Below are 23,983 nucleotides of genomic sequence, written 5' to 3'. Positions count from 1 at the left end.
ATCAGATCTACTTTGCATGGCCGACATCGCCCGCTATCGCGGCAAACTTCCCTATTTTCCAGACCCTCCAAGACATTGAGCAGCTCATAGTTAACGGGTGTCAGCCCACTTATGATGGATCGCTGGTAACATCCGGTTCTGTATTACACCTATAATTGAGATTGCGATGTCGCTCCTCCTGGTTGTTTTGCTTCCCTTCTTAGGGGCTATGGCCGCGCCCCTGTTCGCGCAGGGCGGGCGCACAGCCATCGCTATTGCGTCAACCGTTCCGGCGTTTGTTGCACTCGCCGCGTTATTTCCCCACTGGCAGACACTGGCAGACGGCGATGTTGTTTTGCACACCTACGAATGGCTACCTGCGATCGGGCTGTCGCTGAGTTTCCGCCTGGATGGCCTGTCGCTGCTGTTCGCGCTGCTGATTCTGGTGATTGGTATCCTGATCATTCTTTACGCCCGCTACTACTTGAAACCTGAAGAAAACATTGGCAAATTTTACGGCCTGCTGCTGTGTTTCAAGGGATCAATGCTTGGCATTGTGCTTTCCAGCAATTTGTTGCTGATGATGATTTTTTGGGAAGTCACCAGCTTGGTGTCGTTTTTACTGATCAGTTTCTGGACCCACAAAAAAGGCGCGCGGCGCGGTGCCCGTATGGCGTTGACGGTTACCGGCGGCGGCGGCCTGGCCCTGTTAGCAGGTGTTCTCATAATCGGTCAGATTGTCGGCAGCTACGAGTTGGACGATGTGCTGGCCGCAGGGCCCATCATCAAAGCACACGCGCTTTATCCGGTTGCGCTCACTTTGGTGCTACTCGGCGCATTTACAAAATCGGCCCAGTTCCCGTTCCATTTCTGGTTGCCCCACGCCATGCAGGCGCCTACTCCGGTATCGGCCTACCTGCACTCGGCCACGATGGTAAAAGCCGGGATATTCCTTCTGGCACGGCTGTATCCGGCGCTGGCAGGCACTGAACAATGGTTTTACATGGTCAGTTTTACTGGCATGGTAACGCTGCTGTTGGGCGCTTACATCGCCATGTTCAAACACGACCTAAAAGGCTTGCTGGCGAACTCCACTATTAGCCATCTGGGATTGATTGTTCTGTTGCTCGGCATGGGTACAGAACTTGCCACGGTTGCGGCCCTGTTTCACGTCATTAACCACGCCACGTTTAAGGCATCGCTGTTCATGGCGGCCGGCATTATTGACCACGAAACCGGCACCCGCGACATGCGCCGCATTAACGGGCTTTGGCGGTTCATGCCCCATACCGCCACCCTAGCGATGGTGGCAGCGGCCTCTATGGCCGGTGTACCGCTGCTGAACGGGTTTCTCAGTAAGGAAATGTTCTTCGCCGAGTCTCTGGCACTTAACCTGCCCGGTTACTGGGCCTGGTTGCCGCCGATTGTGGCTACCCTGGCCGGTATTTTCGCGGTTGCTTATTCCGCCCGGTTTATTCACGACGTGTTTTTTAACGGCAAGCCGATAAATTTGCCCATTTACCCGCCCCATGAACCGCCGCGCTATATGAAAATCCCTGTGGAAATATTGGTGTTCGCTTGCCTGATGGTGGGTATGTTTCCGACCATATCAGTAGGCCCGCTGCTTTACGCCGCATCCTCTGCAACCTTGGGCGTTCCGGCACCGGACTATCGTCTGGCGGTACTGCACGGCTTCAATCTGCCGCTATTTATGAGCTTTTTAGCGTTCTTTGGCGGTTTGCTGATGTACAGCCAGCGCAAGCGTTTCTTTGCCTTTCACGACCGCTTCCGCGAGATCGACGAAAAAGCGATCTTCGAAAAAATGGTATTCAGCCTGAGCCTGAGAGCCAACCAGCTCACCGCTGCCACCGAGAACGGCTCGCTGCAGCGCTACGTTATGCTGCTGATTGTCAGCGCTCTGGCCGTGGCGTTTTTACCGATCAGCAAAATGGGCTTTTTTATTGGCAGCAACGGGTTAACCCCGGTGGACTGGCCTACGGCAACCTTGGGTGCCGTTCTGATTGCCTGCGCCCTGGCAACTGCAGCCATGCACCGTGAACGCTTCTTTGCGCTGGTACTGATCAGCGTAGTCGGGTTGTTAACCGCGCTCACCTTTGTGCGTTTCTCGGCGCCAGATCTGACCATGACCCAACTTTCTGTGGAAGTGGTCACCGTTGTGCTGTTAATGCTGGCGCTCTATTACATGCCCTCATGGACTCCGATTGAGAGCAGCCGTGGCCGCCGCTTCCGTGACATGGGGATAGCCTTGTTAGCCGGCAGCGGCATGACCATCATTACCCTGGCCATTCTGACCCAGCCGTTCAGTTCGATTTCCGAGTTCTTTCTGGCAAACAGCAAAACCGGTGGTGGCGGCACCAACGTAGTCAACGTGATTTTGGTGGATTTCCGCGGCTTTGACACCTTGGGTGAAATTTCGGTGCTGGCGATTGCAGCATTGGGTATTTTTGCAATGCTCAAAAACACATCACTTACGCCGCCTCCGGGCGATGGGCTCGGCCACACCTGGACCCGTGACCGACATCCAACCATGCTGAAGCAAATTGCCCGGCCGATGCTGCCGTTGGCATTGATGGTGTCGGCGTTTATATTCCTGCGAGGCCACAACCTGCCAGGCGGCGGCTTTATTGCCGGTTTGATAACCGCCATTGCGCTGATTCTGCAGTATATCGCCAGTGGCTTTTCCTGGACTCAGGACCGCATAGCCGTGCGCTATCACAATGTGATTGCATTAGGTCTGCTATTTGCCGTTATTACCGGCGCCGGCAGTCTGGCGTTTGGTTATCCGTTCCTAACCTCCACGTTTGGCTATATCACTTGGCCGGTGGTGGGCAAGTTCGAGCTAGCCTCGGCGCTGATGTTCGATCTGGGTGTGTACCTGGCAGTAGTGGGTGCCACGCTAATGATGCTGGTCAGTATTGGCCGCATCAACCCCCATTCCGCTATCCGCGCTATCGACAGCGAGTCGAGTCACGGCGCTGACACTATTACCCCGACTCAAAGAGAGACCGAATAATGGAACTTGTATTCGCACTGGCCATTGGTGCGCTCACAGCCGGCGGAGTGTATCTGTTACTGCGCGCTCGCACGTTTCCGGTGGTGCTGGGCCTGACCATGCTGTCGTACGGGGTGAATCTGTTCCTGTTCGCCAGCGGGCGCCTGGCCACCGGCAGCCAGCCGGTTCTGGGCACCGCTGCCCAGTACGCAGACCCATTGCCCCAGGCGCTGGTGTTAACCGCGATTGTTATCGGCTTCGCCATGACCGCATTCGTGGTGGTGTTGTCACTTCGCAACCTGGCCGACCACGGTAATGATCACGTAGACGGCGATCCGAAAAAGCGTACGCCGGCGTCCAAGCATGTGCGGGAAGGCCGGCCCCTATGACCCACTGGCTGCTTGCCCCGATTCTGATCCCGCTACTGGGCGCTATTCTGCAAATATTTGTGGGCTACGCGCCCATGCCGCTGCGGCGGGTGTTGGCCATTATTACCTCGGTTCTGACCTTGGCCGCCGCCATTGTTCTGCTAAATTTGGCCGGCGACGACACCTACCGTGTCTACGCCATGGGCAACTGGAAGCCACCCTTCGGCATTGTGATGGTGCTAGACCGTTTGGCCGCCATGATGTTAGTTCTAACGGCGTCACTGGCACTGTTGTGCCATCTGTTCTCGACCGGGGGTGCCGACGAAGGCACGCGCCAGTTCCACAGCCTGTTCCTGTTCCAGCTAATGGGCCTGAATATCGCCTTTCTGACCGGCGACCTGTTCAACCTGTTTGTTGCGTTTGAGATTCTGCTGATTGCCTCTTACGGACTGTTGATGCACGGCAGTGGCAGCACGCGCTCAACCCCAGGGCTGCATTATGTCGTATTGAATCTGGTGGGCTCGTCGCTGTTTCTGATCAGCGTGGGCATGATTTACAGCGTTACCGGCACCTTGAATATGGCCGATCTGGCCGTGAAAGTGCCGCAGGTCAGCGGCGACCAACGCTTTTTAGTCGAAGCCGGTGGCATGCTGTTGTTGGTGGTATTTGCCCTTAAAGCAGCGGTGTTGCCACTGACATTCTGGCTGCCGCGGGCCTATGCCAGCGCTACCGCGCCGGTCGCTGCATTTTTTGCCATCATGACCAAAGTCGGTATCTACGCGATTATCCGGGTTTACCCGCTGGTGTTTGGCGCCAACGCCGGCGAGATGGCGAATCTGGGCATGAACTGGCTTTTCCCGCTAGCGCTGGCCACCCTTATTATGGGCGTTATTGGCGCTATGGGTGCACAAACCTTGCGCACCCTGGTGACCTGGCAGCTGGTCATTTCCGTTGGCACTCTACTGGCCCCCATCGCGCTGGGCTCGCAAAAAGGCCTGGGTGCGGCCCTGTTCTACTTGCTTAGCACGACCTGGACAGTGGGCGGTTTGTTTCTGCTGATTGAGCTGGTGCGCAGCCAGCGCGGGTCCGCTTCTGATAAAATCGTTATGGCGCCGAAGATTCGTCATCGAACCCTGCTTAGCTCGCTGTTTTTCTTTGGCGCGGTGTCCGCTGCGGGTTTGCCACCCCTAAGCGGTTTCTTTGGCAAGGTGATGATTCTGCAATCCACCACCAGCGGCGTGGAAATGGCGTGGCTTTGGGGTACGATTCTCACAGGCAGTTTTTTCACTCTAATTGCCTATAGCCGCGCCGGCAGTGTGGTATTTTGGCGCAATATTGAAGGCGAAGTTGAAAACAGCACCCCGGTAACGCCGTTGCTGGCCATTTCTACCGGCGCGCTGATTGGTATGAGTGTGTTAATGGTGGCACTGGCCGGGCCTATCAGTGCCTATACCAACGCCACTGCCGTGCAGTTGCTGGACACCCGCGGTTATATCCAGACTTTGCAAGCGCCAATGGTTGAGGAGGGTTCGTAATGCTCGGTCGCCTGAGTTTCCCGCAGCCATGGCTAAGCCTTCTGCTGTTCAGCATCTGGCAGTTGCTTTCCGGTGGCGTTAGCGGTGGAAGCGTGGTTCTGGGCTTAATATTAGCCTGGGGTATTCCGCAGCTCACCCAAAGCTTCTGGCCAGAGCGTCCGGCGGTGTTCAAGGTTTGGCGTTTACCGGGTTATTTGCTGCTGGTGTTATGGGACATCGTTATTGCCAGCTTTGAAGTGGCCTGGCTTATTATCAGCCCGCGCCGGCCGAAACCGATGTTTATCAGCTACCCGCTGCAGCTTGACTGCCCACAGGCTATCGTTATTCTGGCCAGCACCATTTCCCTGACACCGGGCACAGTGTCCGCCGACATCAGTGATGATCACAAGCATCTGCTGATTCACGCGCTAGACACCCGAACCGCAGAAGAAGTGATTAAAGCCATTCACAATCGTTATGAAAAGCCGTTGATGGAGATGTTCCAATGATTGCGATTGTGTTGAAAATATCCATCGCCTTAGTGGTGATTGCTGCGTTGCTTAATGTGTATCGCCTGATTGTTGGCCCACATTCCCCAGACCGGGTTCTGGCCATAGATACTCTGGCCATTAACGCCATAGCGCTCATCATTCTTCTGGGTATTACATTGAACACCCGGATGTATCTGGAGGCCGCGTTGCTGATTGCAGTCATGGGTTTTGTCAGCACGGTGGCTATGGCCAAATACCTGAAACGCGGCAGCGTTATTGAATAACAAGGGTGCAGAGCGAGGCGCCAGGCGCTTTGCAAAGGAGACGACACAATAATGAACCTGTTTATCGAACTCGTTATCGCAGCCCTGTTGTTGCTGGGTGCAGCATTTACATTGGTGGGCGCCATCGGGCTTGCAATCTTGCCCGATTTTTTTACCCGCCTGCACGGGCCCACCAAGGCCACCACCGTGGGTGTGGGATCTATGGCGTTAGCGTCGATGATTTGGTTCGCCAACCAGCCCGTGGGCACAGGCTTCGTGGAAATTCTTATCATGGTCTTTTTGCTGCTGACTGCACCGCCAAGCGCCAATATGATGGCAAAAGCGGCAATGCACATGAACGTACCTAAAGTGGGCAATACCCGCGGCGATCCCTGGCAGCAATAAAACTGTCTTTGAATGTGAGTGCCTGCGAAAACGGCGGCGGTACGCTAGGTTAGATGATTCGCTGAGTTAGAGGGTGCGCTAAGTTAGAGGGTGCGCTAGATTAGGTGCGTAGCTATTACGCAGAATGGTGTTTGAAACAGTCCGACACGGAGTTCTGTTTATGCTTAAGGTAAATGAATATTTTGATGGCAAAGCAAAGTCGATCGCCTTTCAGTCAGACGCATTACCCGCCACCATTGGCGTAATAAGCCCTGGCGAATACGAGTTCAGCACCCAGCAAAAAGAAACCATGACCATTGTCAGCGGTGTGATGTCGGTGTGCTTGCCAGGTTTGGAAACATGGATGACCTATGGTGCCGGTGAATGCTTCGGGATTGCACCCAATTCCACCTTTCAGGTTACCGTTGAATACGATACCGCCTATTTGTGCATCTACGGCTGAGGCGGCTTACCTCCCCCAATAACAAAAAGGATATTGTCATGGCCTCGACCCGTTTGCTGACTCCAGCAAAAAACGCCTATCAGTACCCATTACTGATCAAACAACTACTGGCTTCCGGGCCGCGTTTCGCCGGCTCCCAGGAAATTATCTACGCGAACAAAAGCCGCTACACCTACACTGAATTACAAGCCCGTATCGGCCGCTTGGCTAACGCCCTGACCAAAGCCGGAGTGAAAGCCGGCGACACCGTTGCGGTGATGGACTGGGATACGCCCCGCTATCTGGAGTGCTTTTTTGCGATCCCGATGATTGGCGCCGTTCTGCACACCGTTAACGTGCGGCTGTCACCGGATCAGATCGTATACACCATGAATCACGCCGAAGACGATGTGGTGCTGATACACGACGACTTCCTGCCCATACTCGATGCTGTCAAAGACCAGATCGAGACGGTAAAACACTATATACAGCTGACCGATAACGATCAGCCTGCAGCCGCCAGCGTGGCGGTGCTGGGTGAATACGAGCAGCTTCTGGCCCAGGAAGACAGCCATTTTGATTTCCCGGATTTTGACGAAAACAGCGTAGCCACCTGCTTTTACACCACTGGCACGACCGGCAAGCCTAAAGGTGTGATGTTCAGCCATCGCCAGTTGGTGATGCACACCATGGCGATGGTAGGCTCCCTTTCAATGTTCGACGAGGCGCCGCTGCTGCGCTCCAGTTCTGTTTACATGCCGATGACGCCCATGTTTCACGTGCACGCATGGGGTGTGCCCTACGCTGCCACCTTAATGGGCATTAAACAGGTATACCCCGGGCGCTATGAACCCGAACTGCTGATGAACCTGATCAAAACCCACAATGTGACCTTCTCCCACTGCGTGCCCACCATTATGCAGATGCTGCTGGCCACCGAGTCCATCAAAGACGCAGATCTGAGTAACTGGCAGGTACTGATAGGCGGTAGCGCCCTGACCAAAGGGTTGTGTGAGGCCGGAGCCGAGCTGGGTATTCGCATGTACACCGGCTACGGCATGTCGGAAACCTGCCCGATTCTGACCATCACCCACCTGACACCGGAAGATCTGGAACGGCCGCTGGCGCAACAGGCCGAGCTGCGAGTAAAAACCGGTGTCGCCATTCCGTTGGTTCAAGTTGAAATTGTGGACACCAATGGCAAACCGGTTGCCCACGACGGTCAGGCCAAAGGCGAAGTGGTTGCGCGCACGCCCTGGCTAACGCAAAGCTATCTGAAAGAACCGGAAAAAGGCGAAGAACTCTGGCAACATGGCTGGCTTCACACTGGCGACGTGGCCAGTATGGAGCCGAACCAGACCCTGATGATCAAAGACCGCATCAAGGATGTGATCAAAACCGGGGGTGAATGGTTGTCGTCACTGGACCTGGAAAACCTGATCAGCCAGCACCCGGCGGTAGCCGCCGCCGCGGTTGTCGGCGTTGCCGATGAGAAATGGGGCGAGCGCCCACACGCATTGATCACGCTAAAGCCCGGCCAGAATGCCACACAAGAAGACATTCAAGCGCACTTACAGCGCTATGTGGATAAAGGCGAAATCAACAAGTGGGCGATCCCCCGGCAAATGGACTTTGTGGACGACATTCCAAAAACCAGCGTAGGCAAGATCAACAAGAAGCAAATTCGCGACCAGTTAGGCTAGCGCGACTTATGTCACTGAAACGCCACTGAAGCGAAAATCCAGCTGCGGCGGCCGTCCGGCGATAATATCCGCCAGCGCGGCCGCTGAACCGCAGGCATGGGTCCAGCCCAAAGTACCGTGACCGGTATTCAGAAACAGATTACTGATGGCGCTCTTACCCACGTAGGGCACGCTGGATGGCGTTGTTGGCCGCAACCCGCTCCAGTACTCAGCCTGCTCCCAGTGCCCCGCCTCGGGCATAACAGCCGCCACCCGGCGCAACACAGCCCGGCAGCGGGTGACATTCAGGCGTCTGGAATAGCCGCTGAACTCTGCCGTACCCGCAATGCGCATACGATCCCCCAAACGTGAGTAAACCAGCTTGTACTCATCGTCGGTCAGGCTGACGTTGAACGCGGCCTCAGGATTTTTCACCGGCACGGTGATGGAATAGCCCTTGGCCGGATAAATATTCAAAGCCAGTCCCAATTGCCGCGCCAGTGGCGCACTAAAGCTACCCAGGCTAAGAACCCAAGCGTCTGCGCGCAAACTATCGTGATGGCCTTGGGACAGGGTTTCCACCGCATCTACACGCCCAATACCGCGTTGAAACCCAACCACTTGGGTGTTGTGTTTGAACACCACACCCGCTTGTTTACAGCGCTCTGCCAGGGCCTGGGTAAACTTGCGGGCATCACCGGATTCGTCTTCCTCGGTGTAGGTGCCCCCTGCGAGGCGATGCTTCAAGGGCGCTAAAGCGGGCTCCAGTTCGATTGCCCGCGTTGCACTCACCACTTGCCGGTCACACCCCAGTTCGCGCATCTGCCGCGCCGGTTCCAGGGCGCTGTCGAATTCTTTCTGGCTGGTGTAAAAGTGCAGAATTCCACGGGTCAGATGGTCGTACTCTAAACCCAGTTCGGCCCGCAGTTCCTGTAATTTGCTGCGACTGTAAAGGCCTAGGTTGACCATCTGACGCAGATTGTCGGCCGCCCGTGCAGATGTGCATTGGCCCAGAAACGCCAGCGCCCAACGCCACTGGGCAGCATCCAGTCGTGGCCGGAACAGCAGCGGAGCATCATTGCGGTGCAGCCATTTCAGAACCTTCAGCGGCGTAGACGGATTGGCCCAAGGCTCGGCATGGCACACTGAAATCTGGCCGCCGTTAGCGTAACTGGTTTCAAGCCCGGCTGCTGGCTGACGATCTATCACTGTGACTTGGTAACCCTGACGCTGCAAAAACCAGGCACTGGTAACGCCAACCACACCCGCGCCTAAAACCACTACGTGCATACCCGTTCCTGTCGGTTATTCGTGTTGTTAATCGTTGATTGCTGATGGCTGTTTGTTGATGAGCAGGCTCAACCACCGGAACGCTTTACCACCCAGCCTTTTTGCATCAGCAACGGCACCAAAATATCCCGCTGGTCGCCCTGAATTTCGACAACGCCGTCTTTCAGGGTGCCACCGGTGCTGCATTTGGCCTTAAGCTCTTTGGTGTAGGATTTCAGCTCTTTTTCTGCCAAGGGTATGCCGCTAATCAGAGTAACGCCCTTGCCTTTGCGGCCTTTGGTTTCGCGACTGACCCGCACGACGCCGTCACCCAGCGGGCGTTGTTCCCGGCCGCAGCTGCACTGTTCCTGCGGATGACGACACTGGGGGCACATGCGGCCCTGATCGGTGGAATAAACCAGTCCGCCGTCGTGTTTTTTACTCATTCAGTCCAGCCCAGGCGGATATTTGGTGAACATTTCCTGAACCACTTCGTCGATCAGCTTGCGCCGCGTTTCTGGTGACTGGTTTTCGTTCAGGTAGCGCTTGCTGGCCGCACGCCAAATAACCTGACGGTTTTGCGCATCGGCTAGTTCGATCACCAGTTTACCTTCGTCGACTTGACGCACCGGAGGCGGTGCCGACAGCCCCCAACCAAAATTACCGGTACCAAACCCTAACCCCAGGCCCAAGCCGCTTTGTTCCAGGCGTTCTTCCTTTGCGATGTGCCAATTCACCAACATGTCCGCCTCAGCAGCGCTTACTGGTTTCATAGCCTTGCCTGCCAGCTCACGCTCCAGCGCGCTTTTTACACGGCTGCCGTCGAGTGACATAAAAGAATCGGCGCCGGCATCGTCGGCATAGGCCCAGGTGTTGTAATTACCAAAAGCCGTGGTTGAATTATAATCCGTCACCACGTTGCTAGCGCAGCCGGCCATGGCCAGCGCAGCTACTACACAGGTTACAAGGCGCATCATTGCATTCTCCTTTTTTTTGACGAGTCAGTACATTATACGCGCTGCCCGGCAAGCGGGTCAGGTATCGAAGTGGTAATTCAGGCCGCGAGCGTTACAAAAGCCAGCAAACTCTTCTGTCGCAGGCTCTGGTACGTCAACAGATACATTGACCAACTGACCGTAATCAATCCCGATAATGGTCGCACTGTGCAACTCGCACCAGTGCCGCAAGGGCTGCTCATCGCCAAAATCAATCACCGCAAAGGCTAACCGGCTGGGTTGGTGTACAACCCGTTCTACCGCCGACAGCACGCTTTCTGCGGCACCAGCATAGGCTCGCACCAAGCCACCGGCACCCAGTTTTATGCCACCAAAATAGCGAATAACCAATACTAGTATATCCCCCATGTCTTTATGCTGGATGACACTGAGTATTGGTTTTCCGGCGGTGCCGGACGGCTCGCCGTCGTCGTTCATTCCAGCTTCCGCCGCCGAGCCCGGGCGGCCAATCTGATACGCCCAGCAGATATGGCGGGCATCAGAATGACTTGCCTGAGCCTGTGCCAGCCATTGATGAACCTCATCGCGACTGTTTACCGGGGCCACGCGGGCTATAAACCGGCTCTTTTTAATTTCCGTGACCCGCTCCAGATAACCGGCGGGGACGGGGTAGTCTTTTTTCATTCGGTTATGCCTGTTTGCTCGAAATATCTATTGGCCGTTAGCGGGATGCATGCTTAGCTAACCACAAACACTGGCAGTTTTACCTGAACCACCAGGCCACCTGCGGCCGCGTTAGCGGCACTGACCTCACCATCGTGGGCCACAATTACCTTTTGCGCGATTGCCAGCCCAAGACCCCAGCCCGGGCCACCACGGGATTGGTCGCCGCGGTAGAACGGCTCAAACAGGTGCGCCAAGGCTTCGTCTGGCGCACCTGGACCGCTGTCGGTAATTTCAATCCATAGCCGGTTGTCTGCAACCGTGACCGCAACGGTCAAGGCTTGTCCTGGTGGCGTATAATCCAGAGCATTCTGCAGAATATTGTCAAAGGCTCGATGCAACAGCCCGGCATCACCCAGAACCAGCGTGTGAGTTGCCTGCTCGCTGGCATTCAGCCGGCATTTCACATCCCGTCCACGGGCATACCCTGCTGCGTCTTGCAGCACAGCGTTTAATAGCTCCATAACAGCCACTGGCTGGCATGCAAACTGCTCGCCCTGGGCGGCTAACCGGTAAAGGGTCAGCACCTGTTCGGTCATGGCTTCCAGGCGCTCGTTCTGGCGCAGTATGCTGTTGAGCAATGCAACATCGCCGCCGCCGTCCAGAGCCAGTTCAATGGCTACCCGCTGCCGTGCCAACGGCGTGCGCAAGTCGTGGGAAATATCCCGTAATAATTGCTGTTGGCGATCAAGAAGACCCCACAGCTGTGCCGTCATGGCGTTAAATGCACTGGCAAGGGCGCCAATCTCATCACGGCGCGAGGCAACCTTGGGGTCAACACGCAGGCTTTTGTCGCCGGCGGCAATAGCGCGAGCAGTAGCTTCCATGGTTTTTAACGGCCGTGACAGGCGCCGGGCAATCAGCCAGCAGGCCAGGGAAATCAGCACCACCGCAAAGCCGGCGTTAATGGCTCTTAAAAACTCAGGGGTCAACCAGCCGGCGGATTTGCCGCGCGGCCAGGCAATCAACTTATAATTGCCTGCCAGTTCAATCACTGCGGGTTTCAAGGCAAACCAGTGCGAATCCATGCGTTTATGAACGGAGGCCGGCAGGTTTCGACTAGGGCCGGGCTCGCCGGAAGCCTCGGGCGCGGCCAGTATCAGGTGCAGGCCCAGGGTTCGGCCTTGCTGGCGCAAAAATTGGCGGGCCGCATCACCGCCACCACTCTGGCTGAGCTCCAGCGCTTCCTGGCCTAACTCATACAGCCCAAGCTGACGCGTCATGGCCTGCTGTTCTTGTGTCACCAGCAACCGCGATACCAACTGCCCGGCGGCCAGCGTTAACGCCATGGCCAGCCACACCATCAAAAAAATGCGCCAAAACAGTGACACCGTAAAACGTCGCCGCGGCTCGGCAGCTTCAACGGCGCCACTCTTGTTTGTGCTGTGGAATGGTTTCATGGCACTACCCGGTAGCTATAACCAAGCCCGCGCACGGTTTCGATGCGAGGCGGTTCGTCGTTGCCGAGTTTCTTGCGCAGATTGCTGATGTGCATATCCAGAGTGCGATCGTAGGTCTCAAGACGCCGGCCCAGCGCCCACTGCATCAGATCGGTTTTCCGCACCACACTGCCGGCGTGAGCCAAAAGCACCTGCAGAACTTCGTATTCGGTAGCGGTTAAGTCCAGCGGCGTGCCGTGCTGACGCACCCGCCGGAGGTCTGGTTCCAGACGCAAATCACCGTAGTTGCGACTGTCGCCCAGTTCCGCTTTTTGGTCCCACGCAATACGGCGCAATAGTGCATGCAAGCGCGCTACCAGCTCACGGGGATTGCAGGGTTTGGGGATGTAATCATCGGCGCCCACCTCAAAACCGACAATGCGATCGGTTTCATCACCGTGGGCGGTCAGCAGAATCACTGGCAGATGAGTACTGACACGCAGCTGTCGCAGCACGTCGAGCCCGCTGATATCCGGCAGCATAATATCCAGAACCACGATGTCACAGGATTCGCTTAGAGCCAGTGCCAGTCCGTCTTTACCATTGGCTGCTTCGCGCACAGTAAAGCCCTGGGTAGTAAGGTAACGGGCCAGTAGCATCCGTAGCTCTTCGTCGTCTTCTATCAGTAGTACCCGGTTTTGCATGCCCTCTTCACCCCATCTGAAACCGCCCTGGCCTAGCGCCAGTCTAACATGCTTGAACTCGCCCCATTTGGCTGGCCGCAAAGCCTTTACAGAACCTTTACCCAACGCTGACAGCGCTTGACACTGCAGTGGTTAAGATGGGCCCACCTAAACGAAACCACGAATCGTTTATGGCTTCATCACAAACGAGTTACCGGAGAAATCACCATGAAAACACGCCAATCTGTTCGCATCGCAGCTGCCCTGATGACCTGCGCATTGCTGTCCACCGCTTCGCTTGCCATGGCCCAGGGCTACGAAAAAGGCCAGGACAAGCATCAACGGATGCAGGAGCAGTGCGAACAAATGGACAGCACTGACATGCAGGCCCGACATGCGCAACATCAGCAAAAAATGGTGGAGCGCCGCAACGAAATGGCCGACCGCCTGAAGCTAACCGATGAACAGCGCGGAATTTGGAACGATATACAAGAAGAGCGCCAGCAACAGATGCAGAAGAAAATGGAAAAACAGCAAAAGCGTTGCGACAAGATGGCTAAATAAATCGCAACGGGTGATCGCCTGGGGGGTTCTGGCGTAAGGTATGTGCAGTGAGTGTACCGTCTTACAGGAAATCGAACTTACATGACCCACCGCGATAGCCAACCATTAAGCCTTACCTTTAACGGCCCTGCACAAAGCAAGATCCACATTTGCCGGTCTATCGACGATATTGATGTCGTAGACTGGCAAAACTTGGCCGGTAACGATTACCCCTTTGCGCGCTACGATTTTATTCAGGCACTGGAGCACAGCGGTTGTACCAATGCTGCTACCGGTTGGCAGCCCAGCCATCTGGTGATCCGCCAGCAGGGTCATGTTACCGGCATTATTCCAGCATTCTTAAAAAATAATTCCCGCGGCGAATACGTGTTCGATTTTGCCTGGGCCGAAGCCTACCAGCGTTACGGCCAGCCTTATTATCCCAAGTTGCTGATGGCCATTCCCTTTACCCCGTCACAGGGGCCGCGGCTGCTGCTAACACCGCAGCTGCGCAAAATTCTGGACAGCGCATCTCTGCACAAGCTGTTTGATACAGCCACTACTGCACTCGGTGCCCACTCCTGGCACCTGCTATTTCCCGACAGCGCGGATCAAGCGCTGCTTGGCCAGCAGCAAACACCAGACAGCCCGCAATTGCACCGGCTGGGCTGCCAATTTCACTGGCACAATGCCGGGTACGAAGCCTTTGACGACTTTCTGGCGCAATTAACATCGCGCAAGCGCAAGTCCATCCGCAAAGAGCGCAAACAGGTTAGCGATCAGGGCATTGAGTTTCAGCGTGTCAGTGGATCAGACATATCTGAACGGGTACTCGATGGCTTCTACGTGTTCTACCAAGCGACTTATCTTAAACGCGGCCAGCGGCCTTATCTGAACCGTGACTTTTTTGAGCGCTTGTTTCGCCAGATGCCAGAGCATGTGCACATTGTGATCGCGCTCAAACAAGGTGAAATGATCGCCAGCGCGCTTTTTCTAAGTGGCTCTGACACCCTCTACGGGCGCTACTGGGGTTGCCTCGACGAGTACAATCATTTGCACTTTGAAACCTGCTATTACCAGGGAATAGAACTGGCCATAGACCTTGGCCTGCAGCATTTTGACGCCGGTGCTCAGGGCGAGCACAAACTGGTACGGGGTTTTGAGCCGCTACTTACCCACTCATGGCACGGCATAGAACACCCGGGTTTTCGCGATGCCATTGCCAATTTTGTCGCTGAAGAGCGCGAGGGAGTTCGCAGCTATTTTGAAGAGAGTAAAACATTACTGCCATTTCGCCAGACTGAAAACGACAAAAGCGGCTGATTGCGCAGCCGCTTTTGGGTTATGCCATTCAACATGAACTAGCGTGCAAAATCAGTCTTTACCAATACGAAAGCCAATTTTCAAACTGACTTGGTAGTGGCTCACCTTGCCGTCCACAATGTGGCCGCGGGTTTCAACCACTTCGAACCACTCCATGTTACGCAGGCTTTTACCGCACTCGTCCAGAGCGTTCTGAATGGCTTCCTCAATGCTGTTGGGAGATGACCCTACAATTTCAACCTTCTTGTAAGTATGCGAGCTGTTCAATATTGAGTTCCTCCTATCTTGATGAATCGACACATACTTTCAGCCTAGAACAGGATTTTATACAATGCAATTTCAAGCGGATGGATTTTTTACTCTGTCTGCGGCTAAAGCTGGTTAATGCACACCTGAAGAGTGCCCGCAATGCTGGCGTTTAGCCTCAGCACTGCCATAGATTCGGCGCGGGTTCGGCCAAGATTCAACGTGGCAATGGGTTTACCCCATTCATGAGCGTAACGGCAAAAACGGAATCCCGAGTAAACCATCAGCGATGAGCCAATCACCAACAGGCCGTCGCTGGCTTTAAGCGCATCCAGCGCCGCATACACCCGATGTTTAGGCACGAAATCGCCAAAGAACACCACGTCTGGTTTTAAAATACCGCCGCAAGCCGGGCAGTCTGCCAACTGGAAGTCTGCAAAATCAATGTCTAAATCCGCATCACCATCCGGCGCCACGTCCGCCGTGTACCCACTGAATTGCGGATTAAGAATCGCACAGCGCTGGTGTACCTCGTCCCTCATGCATCGATAATCACAGCTCATGCACAGCACCTCGTCGGCGCGGCCGTGCAAATCAGTTACCGCTTGAGTACCTGCTTTTTGATGCAATCTGTCAACATTCTGGGTGACGACCAGCGCACTGTGATTGAGCATTTCAAGCTGGGAAATATGATGGTGAGACGCATTCGGTGCGGCGTTGCGCATCAGCGGCCAGCCTATCAGGCTTCGGCCCCAGTAGCGCTGGCGGGTTTGAACGCTGTCCATAAAGGCCTGATGTTGTACCGGTTGCTTACGCTTCCAGGCGCCATCGCCGTCGCGGTAGTCTGGAATACCCGAATCGGTGCTGACACCGGCGCCAGTGAGAATCAACAATCTGGGATGGCTATGAATATAATCAGCAAGCATGGCACCGGCCTGCTCGGGCTGGTGCGCATTGGGCGTAATGTCAGTATCTGGCAGCCGCTGATCAGAGCTAAAGGGGCGGGAACGGTGACGGATTTCAGACATGCACACTCCGGTCAGGAAGGATTTTCCAGGCAGCTCGCCAGTAAGGCGCGCATTTTCTGGGCACCCAGTTTTTGCGTGAGTTCAATATTACGGTCTGGTATGTCATCTACGTTCGGATAGTGATCAATAGCCACTTCCAGGCTGGCTTCGCGTAGCAGATGTAGCATTGGGTAGGGCGATCGATTGGTGTAGTTCTCGGCATCATCCGGCCCGGTGCCAGCGAACTGATAGTGCGGATGAAAACTGGCAATCTGGTAAACACCGTCCCTTTCCAGAACCGCCAACAGACCGGTGGCTTCTTCCAAAAACTCGTTGTACAGCATGAAGTCGCCCAGCGCGTAAGGGTGAATCAGCAGTGAGGTTTCCAGATCTGGCTCGTCATCCAGACGTTGGAGTTCCTGCTGCAGGCACTGCAGCAGTTCCTCTTCGTTCGTCGCTTCGCATACCGTAAAACGCACACTGCCTTTGACCAGCTCGCGCTTGGCGAACGGACAGAAGTTCAACCCAACGACTACCATGTCCACCCAGTTACGCGTAGCGCTTATAATGTCTGACTGGTTCACACCCTATCCTCTTGCATAACCAAGTGCGTTACTTGCTATTACTTATACGTAGCCGCGGCTGCGCAGGTATTCGTCGTAGTTGCCGCTGAAATCGATGACTCCGCTAGCGTCGAGCTCAATAATACGGGTCGCCAGGGACGATACAAACTCGCGGTCGTGGCTCACAAAAATAAGCGTGCCTTCGTAGTTTTCAAGAGCCAGGTTTAGCGCTTCAATCGACTCCATGTCCATGTGATTGGTGGGCTCGTCCAGCAGCATCACGTTGGGCTGTTGCAAAATCAGTTTGCCAAACAGCATCCGGCCCTGCTCGCCTCCTGACAACACGTGAACAGATTTTTCGATGTCATCGCTGGAAAACAGCATGCGGCCCAGTGTGCCGCGAATAACCTGCTCGCCGCCGGTGGTCCAGCGTGCCATCCATTCGTTCACGTTCATGTCCTGAGCGAAATCTGACGTATGGTCCTGGGCGAAGTAACCAACCTGAGCGCTGTCAGTCCACTTTACCTCGCCGCTGTCTGGCTGGTAATCCCCTGTCAGACATTGCAACAGCGTCGTTTTACCGACGCCGTTGGGGCCGATGATCGCAACCCGTTCGCCGGCTTCAATTTGCAGGCTGAGTTTTTTGAACAGCGGGGTATCGGTAAAGCCCTTGGTCAATTCCTTAAGCGTTAATGCCTGGCGGTGAATCTTTTTACCCGGTTCAAAACGAATAAACGGACTGACGCGGCTGGACGGTTTTACATCATCCAATTGAATCTTGTCGATCTGGCGCGCCCGCGAAGTGGCCTGTTTGGCTTTAGAGGCGTTGGCCGAAAAACGACTGACAAATTGCTGAAGTTCGGCAATTTGGGTCTTTTTCTTGGCATTTTCTGACAACATGCGCTCGCGGGCCTGGGTGGCCGCGGTCATGTACTCGTCGTAGTTACCCGGGAACAGGCGCAGCTCACCGTAATCCAGGTCCGCCATGTGGGTGCACACGCTGTTCAGAAAGTGGCGGTCGTGAGAAATAATAATCATGGTGCTGTTGCGCGCCACCAGAATGTTTTCCAGCCAGCGGATGGTGTTAATGTCCAGGTGGTTCGTGGGCTCGTCCAACAGCAGCACGTCCGGATTTGAAAACAGCGCCTGAGCCAGCAAAACCCGCAGCTTCCAGCCGGGCGCCAGTGCACTCATCAGGCCTTCGTGCTGGTCCAGAGGGATGTCCAGGCCCAGCAATAACTCACCGGCACGGGAGTCCGAGGTATAACCGTCCATTTCAGCAAATTGCACTTCCAGATCCGCCACCGCCATGCCGTCGTCTTCGGTCATCTCTGGCAGCGAATAAATACGGTCGCGCTCTTTCTTCACAGCCCACAATTCTTCGTGGCCCATGATCACGGTGTCAATCACCGTGGAGTTCTCGAAAGCGAACTGGTCTTGGCGTAATTTACCCAGGCGAATATTAGAATCGAGCATAATGTGACCGGAGGACGGCTCCAGATCGCCACCCATGATTTTCATCAAGGTCGACTTTCCACAACCGTTGGCACCGATCAGGCCATAGCGATTGCCGTTACCGAATTTGGCTGAGACGTTTTCGAACAGGGGCTTAGCCCCGAATTGCATCGTAATATTGGCAGTAGCGATCAAGGCAGCAACCTGTAGACGTAAGGCCGGTACCGGCAATTCACCAGGGAATCCGGAGCGGCTGAAAATAGACGCGGTATTGTACAGGATTGCGCACAAAATGGTCAGCCAGCATTAACACTGACAAAAAGTTCTTGCCAGAGCCCGCCATGGCGGGCAGCATTCGCCAGTCGTCTTTAGACACATAAAATCACTTGAGGAAACGAAACATGGCACAAGCAACAGCGCGTCACATTCTGGTAGACACCGAAGCAAAGTGTGAAGAACTGAAAAAAGACATCGAAGGCGGGCAGGATTTTGCCGAAGTCGCCAAGAAGCACTCGTCTTGCCCATCTGGCCGCAACGGCGGCGACCTGGGTTCCTTCGGCCCCGGCCAGATGGTTCCGGAATTCGACACCGTGGTTTTTAGCGCTGACCTAAACACCGTACAAGGCCCGGTTAAAACCCAGTTTGGCTATCACCTGCTAGAAGTGACCGGCCGCAGCTGATTTGTTCGCCCGGCGAATCGCTCATGGATCGCCGGGCGATTAGTACAAAATGACTCTCTTGTATAACGACTATTTAGTGGCCTGAGGTGCCAAAAACTGGCCCAACTGCTCGCCAATACTCTCTACTGGCTCAATAATCGCTTGTTTCACACCACTGGACACCACGCGGGTAAAAGCCGCACCGGCATCGCTTTCCAGAAACCTGAGATACTGCTCCATTTCCGCACCACTGATATCCTGGTAGGCATACAGGTAACTGTTAAACACCTGCTGCTCCACTACCCCTTTCAAAACCGGACGCTGGCTTTCTATACGCTTTTGAAGAGTTTCGAAGTTCACCGAATCGCTGCTGAATGCTGCCATGGTAGACGCTAACCCAAGCTGCACCGCAATGGTGGTATCAACAGCGCTTTGGGTTGCGCGCGAAGCGCGGTCAAAACGCACGAAACTCTTGGCGCGGTCGGTATTGCCAAACCTTTGGGCCAGTTGGTCGGCCTGCGCGCTGATTTGCGGCCACACCGCTGGTGCCGATGCGGCAACTTCCATTCTTGAAATTTTCTGGGCGACGGGCGTGTTGTACCAGTCCGCCACGGCTTGCAACTGCCCATTGCTCAACTCCGCCTGCAGCCGGGCGGCCACCTGCTGTTCTATTTTCTGCGGATTAAAACCGTTGCTAACCGCATAACCAACGGCGTCAGCGATCATCGGTGGAACCTGGCCGGTCTGCTTCAGGCCATCGCGTATGCCTTGGCTCATCATCGCCGGGTACTGGGCAATAATTTCGTCCATTGGCGAGGCTCTGAGCACCTGCCTGGCGTCCACCGTCTGCTGCTGCTTTGCAGTAGGTGACGTTGCGGCAGCAAGCATAGGGCTACCCAGCAGTGCCGCCGACATCAAAAAAACACAGATTTTGTTACCGCCCATCATAATGCCGCCATCCAAAGATAATGAGGGCTGTTTATGACACGGCCAACGCCCACGCGGCAAGTAAATCCCTGCGCGAGCGGATGACAGTTTGGTAGGGTTGATCGCTGTGCGGCACACCGCAAGGAGCATTAATACGTGGTGCTGAACTCCAGGCTAGCCTCAAGAGCCCGCAAACGAGATACCACAAAAGCCATCACCAGCCGCACCCGAGCCATTTGTAGAGTGTCTTGATTTACATGCAGCCATAAATCCACACTTTCGCCTTCCAGTGGCTCCGACAGGCGCCGCAATTCACGAGCGTCTTCGCCCAGATAGCAGGGCAATACAGCCACCCCTGCACCGCTGCGGGCCAGCGCCACCATTGCCTGCAAGCTATTACAACGAATCACCGAGGTCACGTTTTTCAGATGGCGACGATACCAACGTCCAGTCGCCAGTAAACTGAAGGTTTCATCCGGAATAATCCAGCGCAGTTGTTCCGGCCGCTCATCAATATCAAAACCACGGTGGCGACGACAGTATCCGGGGGTGGCATACACCGCATATTCCATCGCTGCAATGCGCTCACCTTCCCATGTCGCCTGAGGTTTGTTTTCCGGGCGCAGGGTCAAATCGGCTTCGCGATGGCTTAAATTGCTGACGTCGTTGTCGGTCAGAACTTCCAGTTCGATGTCTGGGTACTTTATAAGCAGGCTCGTCAGAATCGGCGCTAACAGCTCAGCCATCAGCGTGTCCGGGGTGGCGATGCGTATCTTGCCCTCAAGCGCGGTTGTTTCCTGGCGTAATTTACGCTCCAGGTTTTCTATTTCCGCCGCTAGTTTATCAGCCTCGTAAAAAGCCATTTCTCCGGCGGCCGTCAACTTCAAACCTTCGCGGCTGCGCTCGAACAACCGAACTGCCAGGGCTTCCTCCATATGGTCAAGCCGACGCAACACCGTGGTTTGGTGCACACCCAGTATTTCTCCGGCTTTGGCGAGCGTTCCACCTATTGCCAAAGCGCGTACATATCGTAGATAATCCCAATCCATAGATCACTGCATATTTGCAACGTGGATAGGGATTATAACGTATTTATACTGCGAATATGAATCTATATAGTTAACTATATATTCGGTAAACACCCGAAATTCACTGTTAAACACATTCTTAAAGGAGGAAGGCGTTATGGCCATGAAGCCTATCGCAAACGTTCACCAGCTACCGTCGTCTATCCTGCATAACAGTGGAGCTGTTCGGAGCCAATATACCCGTGAGGCCAGCCGTTACATGGTTCAGGTGATCGTACGCAAATTCCGCACTTGGAATAGAAGAGCGGTGGCTGTTGCTACCGACATAGCCCAGGTGCAGGGCGGCCACTGAGCCAACTCAGAGCCCACAAAAAAACGCCGGCAAGCACTAAGCTCCCGGCGTTTTTTTGTGGATGAACCGTATTAATCAGTAACCCACCGGTTAAAAAACGCTCACTATTGCCATTCGCTCGCCATAAGCTATAGTGAATATTGAAGTAAATTGCTGCGCTCAATTATAAAAAAAGGAGAATTCGCCATGAGACTTTCACGCAGAGCGCCTTACACCACGGCCGTTTGGTCTTTCATAATGATTGGCTCAATCGCGTTTTTTCTGTCCAGTTATTTTGGTTTGATGAGTTAAAGGCCCGAGTTCGTCGGGCCAATCGCATCACCTATCGCAGCGTGGCCATCCTCTCCGGTACTTCGGGTAAATAACAACGCTGTCCCGACCGCCACTGACACACAATGTCACCTGACGCCCTACGAACGCAACTCGGGCGTCAGTTGCGCCACACTCTATTGTTTTATTGCCCCCTCAGTTTTCTTAGCCTTTTGCACCAACCGATTCAGATGTCGGCATACTGCGATGTAACGCTAGGTTCCAACCAGGCAACTGTTGGGAAGCCCCAGGCCCGGCCAAGGTTACTTGCGAGTTCCCCTCCCTGCCCCTTTGTTAAACTGGACATTTGGTCAAGCAATTGGCCGGGCGAAAGTTACTCACCAAGCGCATCCACAGTTTGCGAGAGGTTAGCGCGCGCATCATTAACCTGGCGTTCTAACTGGTCAGCATCTTTGCTGCGTATTGTTCATGACACTTTCCTTGTGGCCGTTTCTGCGTCAATTTTCATCGCGTTCACCGTACGATTCGGCGTGAACGGCTTCGGTTTAATCTTCGCTTGCCCGGCTTTAAGCATCATTACGCCCACGACCAATACGACACCACCCACAATAAATGCGGACAGCCAAACGGTGATCTGAGTGGCGAGCAACAACACCAGACCAAGCACCAACGTTATCAAGCCAGCGTTCGCCAAAGCCGCGCCACCCGCCATTCCGGCAATGCCTGCTTGCGCCTCTGTCGCCGCCTCTCTCAACTCTGCCTTCGCTAAAGCGACCTCAGAGCTGAGCAATACCGATACATCACTCGCCAACTGTTTGATGAGCGTCGAAACAGTCTCCCCCGCCGGAGCGCTGACGCTCGGCGCTGCGCCGAGGGGGTCTCTGGTGAAAAGAGGTTCATGTCCAACATGAGCAGATGAATTTTTAGGGAATTCATTCATAACGGGGTCCTCGTAAGTGGAACCGAAGATGAGGCTGTTGTCGACGCCTTAGCGAATCGAGAAAGACCAAACCTCAGGGCAATAGAACCTAGTAAAAATCCTGTCGGATTTTCCTTCGCCAGCTGTTGTGCATCATGAGCGAGGTCGGACGCACTTTTCTTCTGTGGATCCGCTGCAAAACTCAATGATTGCTCTCTGAGCTGTCTGGCATCTTTTTTCAACGTTTCTTTCATTGCCTTAGTACTCGTCGAAGAAGACAACGGCGATTTCGACGTATAATCACTCATGGCATTAACACGCCTTCGCGCAAGCCTTGTTTAAGTCCGACTTGTGATCCCAAGGCGATGGATCAACGAATCACTCAGTTAATCTTAGTTGACCTGGCCTTCCGCACATCTATAAGATTTGAGTTTTGGATCTCAGGCTTTACGGAGATTCCTCACACATCGGTCGCAGAGAGCCTGCCGGTAGCGTGTATAAAAGGTCGCAACCTTTAACGACCCTTTAACCAGTTTTAAATTACTGTGGGTTAACAACGGCTATCAGCAACTAATGAGAATCGCAGTTACACCCAGAGTGGTTGCAACCTTTCCCTTCCGAGCATCCTTTACTGCAAAATATCCCTTCCGCAGTTTTTACAGGTTCTTTTTCATTGGCAACATTGCAATCACAGCCCTCATGCGCGCACAAATGAGCACCGCCAGAATTTGTATTTTCCATATTTCTCTCCTTTACCTAGTGGTTAATTCGGTAATATTAAAACCAACATCTTCACTGGCATTTTTAGTATAGGCATAAAGTTCGAATAGTAGAGATACCTGTTAACAGAACTACCCTTAAATTTTTGTAAGGGCCGCATCACTACATCTAATCTATAGTTCTGAAGAGGCTGCTCCGGCTTTATAACGTCTGAGGCTTATAATAGTATGTAGCATTGCTTTGTATATCGTATCGATACATGTTCGGACGGTACGACGTTGATCCGCACTCGTCACAAAAACTATTCGTTCAATGGGCCGGGGACAGAATTTGATGTTGAATCAGTGGCAGCTTTCCCGTGGAATGGGTAGCAGGCTTCGTCTGGAATCAGTGGCAACCTTGGTCTGGAATACGCAGCATGCTGGACTGGCGGGGCAATGGCTCTGGTAAGTTCATTGCGTCAAAGAACTCTTAAGGGTGGCCACGCAAAAGCCCACCTGGGAGCCATGACGGCCTTGGTATGCAGCATGCAGTTAATGCTTCGGTGGGGCGCAGAGCAAATCGACGCCGACCCTACTAATAGGTCAGGACAATTATTCCCGGTTGCGCTAATGGTGCGGCACCAAATTGAGCGTGGCTGCACGGAAATCCTTGATCGTTTTGGTCGCACGCTTGGCCCACGGCCCTACGCCTTTGAGAGAGACAATGCTCGCCGTATTGCAGAACTCACTCTTTATATTCGCCAATGCCACGCAGAGCGCGATTTAGAAGAGCTTGGTGACTATCTTGAAGAGCACCCCGAATTTCTTCAGAAATTCAACTAGG

The 23,983-nt window shown here is 54.3% G+C and carries 27 protein-coding genes; 13 read left to right on the top strand and 14 right to left on the bottom strand.

Going from position 1 to position 23,983, the window contains the following annotated elements; translation table 11 throughout:
- Positions 1-166 precede the first annotated feature (166 nt).
- From MIH18_RS19380 to MIH18_RS19345, 8 genes are all read left to right on the top strand, one after another.
- Positions 167-3,013, top strand: a complete 2,847-nt coding sequence (locus MIH18_RS19380) for a monovalent cation/H+ antiporter subunit A (protein ID WP_249013279.1) — start codon at positions 167-169, stop codon at positions 3,011-3,013.
- Complete coding sequence (locus tag MIH18_RS19375; protein ID WP_249005681.1) at positions 3,013-3,381, top strand: Na+/H+ antiporter subunit C; 369 nt, start codon at positions 3,013-3,015, stop codon at positions 3,379-3,381. Before MIH18_RS19380 ends, MIH18_RS19375 begins: the two co-directional genes overlap by 1 nt.
- Entirely contained in the window at positions 3,378-4,895 is a 1,518-nt protein-coding gene (locus tag MIH18_RS19370) for a monovalent cation/H+ antiporter subunit D (RefSeq protein WP_249013278.1), read from the top strand. Before MIH18_RS19375 ends, MIH18_RS19370 begins: the two co-directional genes overlap by 4 nt.
- Positions 4,895-5,383, top strand: a complete 489-nt coding sequence (locus MIH18_RS19365) for a Na+/H+ antiporter subunit E (RefSeq protein WP_249013277.1) — start codon at positions 4,895-4,897, stop codon at positions 5,381-5,383. The genes MIH18_RS19370 and MIH18_RS19365 overlap by 1 nt, the downstream gene beginning before the upstream one ends.
- The gene (locus MIH18_RS19360; protein ID WP_249013276.1) at positions 5,380-5,649 is read left to right on the top strand and encodes a K+/H+ antiporter subunit F; all 270 of its coding nucleotides are present in this window, start codon (positions 5,380-5,382) and stop codon (positions 5,647-5,649) included. The genes MIH18_RS19365 and MIH18_RS19360 overlap by 4 nt, the downstream gene beginning before the upstream one ends.
- Positions 5,650-5,700: 51 nt before the next feature.
- Positions 5,701-6,033, top strand: coding sequence for a Na+/H+ antiporter subunit G (locus tag MIH18_RS19355; protein WP_249005684.1), 333 nt, complete (start codon positions 5,701-5,703; stop codon positions 6,031-6,033).
- Positions 6,034-6,193: 160 nt separating this feature from the next.
- On the top strand, positions 6,194-6,475 hold the full coding sequence (locus tag MIH18_RS19350; protein WP_249005685.1) for a pyrimidine/purine nucleoside phosphorylase: 282 nt from the start codon (positions 6,194-6,196) through the stop codon (positions 6,473-6,475).
- A gap of 38 nt (positions 6,476-6,513) precedes the next feature.
- Positions 6,514-8,157, top strand: a complete 1,644-nt coding sequence (locus MIH18_RS19345; protein ID WP_249013275.1) for a fatty acid--CoA ligase — start codon at positions 6,514-6,516, stop codon at positions 8,155-8,157.
- A gap of 6 nt (positions 8,158-8,163) precedes the next feature.
- On the opposite strand, the gene MIH18_RS19340 is transcribed toward MIH18_RS19345, so the two are convergent.
- From MIH18_RS19340 to MIH18_RS19315, 6 genes are all read right to left on the bottom strand, one after another.
- Positions 8,164-9,426 (bottom strand): D-amino acid dehydrogenase, encoded by a 1,263-nt coding sequence (locus MIH18_RS19340; RefSeq protein ID WP_249005687.1) that lies wholly within the window; start codon positions 9,424-9,426, stop codon positions 8,164-8,166.
- 68 nt (positions 9,427-9,494) lie between these two features.
- Positions 9,495-9,851 carry a translation initiation factor Sui1 gene (locus MIH18_RS19335; protein ID WP_249005688.1) on the bottom strand — a complete coding sequence of 119 codons (357 nt, stop codon included), beginning with the start codon at positions 9,849-9,851 and terminating at the stop codon, positions 9,495-9,497.
- The gene (locus MIH18_RS19330; RefSeq protein WP_349292909.1) at positions 9,852-10,379 is read right to left on the bottom strand and encodes a DUF4136 domain-containing protein; all 528 of its coding nucleotides are present in this window, start codon (positions 10,377-10,379) and stop codon (positions 9,852-9,854) included. It abuts the gene before it with no gap.
- 60 nt (positions 10,380-10,439) lie between these two features.
- Positions 10,440-11,045: a YigZ family protein gene (locus MIH18_RS19325; protein WP_249005690.1), complete on the bottom strand. Its 606-nt coding sequence runs from the start codon at positions 11,043-11,045 to the stop codon at positions 10,440-10,442.
- Positions 11,046-11,098: 53 nt separating this feature from the next.
- The gene (locus MIH18_RS19320; protein ID WP_249013274.1) at positions 11,099-12,484 is read right to left on the bottom strand and encodes a HAMP domain-containing sensor histidine kinase; all 1,386 of its coding nucleotides are present in this window, start codon (positions 12,482-12,484) and stop codon (positions 11,099-11,101) included.
- A complete protein-coding gene (locus MIH18_RS19315; RefSeq protein ID WP_249005692.1) occupies positions 12,481-13,167 on the bottom strand; it encodes a response regulator transcription factor in 687 nt (228 codons plus the stop codon). Before MIH18_RS19315 ends, MIH18_RS19320 begins: the two co-directional genes overlap by 4 nt.
- Before the next feature lie 207 nt (positions 13,168-13,374).
- On the opposite strand from MIH18_RS19315, the gene MIH18_RS19310 reads away from it, so the two are divergent.
- Both MIH18_RS19310 and MIH18_RS19305 read left to right on the top strand, forming a co-directional pair.
- On the top strand, positions 13,375-13,710 hold the full coding sequence (locus MIH18_RS19310) for a hypothetical protein (protein ID WP_249005693.1): 336 nt from the start codon (positions 13,375-13,377) through the stop codon (positions 13,708-13,710).
- An 81-nt stretch (positions 13,711-13,791) separates the two neighbouring features.
- Positions 13,792-15,012 carry a GNAT family N-acetyltransferase gene (locus tag MIH18_RS19305; RefSeq protein ID WP_249013273.1) on the top strand — a complete coding sequence of 407 codons (1,221 nt, stop codon included), beginning with the start codon at positions 13,792-13,794 and terminating at the stop codon, positions 15,010-15,012.
- Between the two features lie 51 nt (positions 15,013-15,063).
- Here the strand turns inward: MIH18_RS19305 and MIH18_RS19300 are convergent, their stop codons facing one another.
- The 4 genes from MIH18_RS19300 to MIH18_RS19285 form a co-directional block, all read right to left on the bottom strand.
- Positions 15,064-15,279, bottom strand: coding sequence for a dodecin (locus MIH18_RS19300; RefSeq protein WP_249005695.1), 216 nt, complete (start codon positions 15,277-15,279; stop codon positions 15,064-15,066).
- Positions 15,280-15,383: 104 nt separating this feature from the next.
- Positions 15,384-16,286, bottom strand: a complete 903-nt coding sequence (locus tag MIH18_RS19295) for an NAD-dependent protein deacetylase (RefSeq protein WP_249005696.1) — start codon at positions 16,284-16,286, stop codon at positions 15,384-15,386.
- A gap of 11 nt (positions 16,287-16,297) precedes the next feature.
- Positions 16,298-16,849 carry a DUF1415 domain-containing protein gene (locus MIH18_RS19290; protein WP_249005697.1) on the bottom strand — a complete coding sequence of 184 codons (552 nt, stop codon included), beginning with the start codon at positions 16,847-16,849 and terminating at the stop codon, positions 16,298-16,300.
- 42 nt (positions 16,850-16,891) lie between these two features.
- Positions 16,892-18,478, bottom strand: coding sequence for an ABC-F family ATPase (locus MIH18_RS19285; protein WP_249009024.1), 1,587 nt, complete (start codon positions 18,476-18,478; stop codon positions 16,892-16,894).
- A 206-nt stretch (positions 18,479-18,684) separates the two neighbouring features.
- On the opposite strand from MIH18_RS19285, the gene MIH18_RS19280 reads away from it, so the two are divergent.
- Entirely contained in the window at positions 18,685-18,963 is a 279-nt protein-coding gene (locus MIH18_RS19280) for a peptidylprolyl isomerase (RefSeq protein WP_249005698.1), read from the top strand.
- A 69-nt stretch (positions 18,964-19,032) separates the two neighbouring features.
- Here MIH18_RS19280 and MIH18_RS19275 read toward each other — a convergent pair whose 3' ends face one another.
- Together MIH18_RS19275 and MIH18_RS19270 are read right to left on the bottom strand one after the other, a co-directional pair.
- Positions 19,033-19,890 carry a DUF2059 domain-containing protein gene (locus tag MIH18_RS19275; protein WP_249013272.1) on the bottom strand — a complete coding sequence of 286 codons (858 nt, stop codon included), beginning with the start codon at positions 19,888-19,890 and terminating at the stop codon, positions 19,033-19,035.
- A 128-nt stretch (positions 19,891-20,018) separates the two neighbouring features.
- Positions 20,019-20,918: a LysR family transcriptional regulator gene (locus MIH18_RS19270; protein ID WP_249013271.1), complete on the bottom strand. Its 900-nt coding sequence runs from the start codon at positions 20,916-20,918 to the stop codon at positions 20,019-20,021.
- 136 nt (positions 20,919-21,054) lie between these two features.
- Here MIH18_RS19270 and MIH18_RS19265 point away from each other — a divergent pair, with 136 nt between their 5' ends.
- Positions 21,055-21,249 (top strand): hypothetical protein, encoded by a 195-nt coding sequence (locus tag MIH18_RS19265; RefSeq protein WP_249005701.1) that lies wholly within the window; start codon positions 21,055-21,057, stop codon positions 21,247-21,249.
- Positions 21,250-21,985: 736 nt separating this feature from the next.
- On the opposite strand, the gene MIH18_RS19260 is transcribed toward MIH18_RS19265, so the two are convergent.
- Positions 21,986-22,459 carry a phage holin family protein gene (locus MIH18_RS19260; protein WP_249005702.1) on the bottom strand — a complete coding sequence of 158 codons (474 nt, stop codon included), beginning with the start codon at positions 22,457-22,459 and terminating at the stop codon, positions 21,986-21,988.
- Positions 22,456-22,746 carry a hypothetical protein gene (locus tag MIH18_RS19255; protein WP_249005703.1) on the bottom strand — a complete coding sequence of 97 codons (291 nt, stop codon included), beginning with the start codon at positions 22,744-22,746 and terminating at the stop codon, positions 22,456-22,458. Before MIH18_RS19255 ends, MIH18_RS19260 begins: the two co-directional genes overlap by 4 nt.
- A gap of 849 nt (positions 22,747-23,595) precedes the next feature.
- Between MIH18_RS19255 and MIH18_RS19250 the strand changes: the two genes are divergently transcribed.
- Positions 23,596-23,982, top strand: coding sequence for a hypothetical protein (locus MIH18_RS19250; protein ID WP_249005704.1), 387 nt, complete (start codon positions 23,596-23,598; stop codon positions 23,980-23,982).
- Position 23,983: the final 1 nt, after the last annotated feature.

Source organism: Marinobacter sp. M3C (assembly GCF_023311895.1).
Classification (GTDB): Bacteria; Pseudomonadota; Gammaproteobacteria; order Pseudomonadales; family Oleiphilaceae; genus Marinobacter.
The sequence above is the reverse complement of the archived record's forward strand: the minus strand, read 5'-3'. Positions and strand labels throughout refer to the sequence as shown.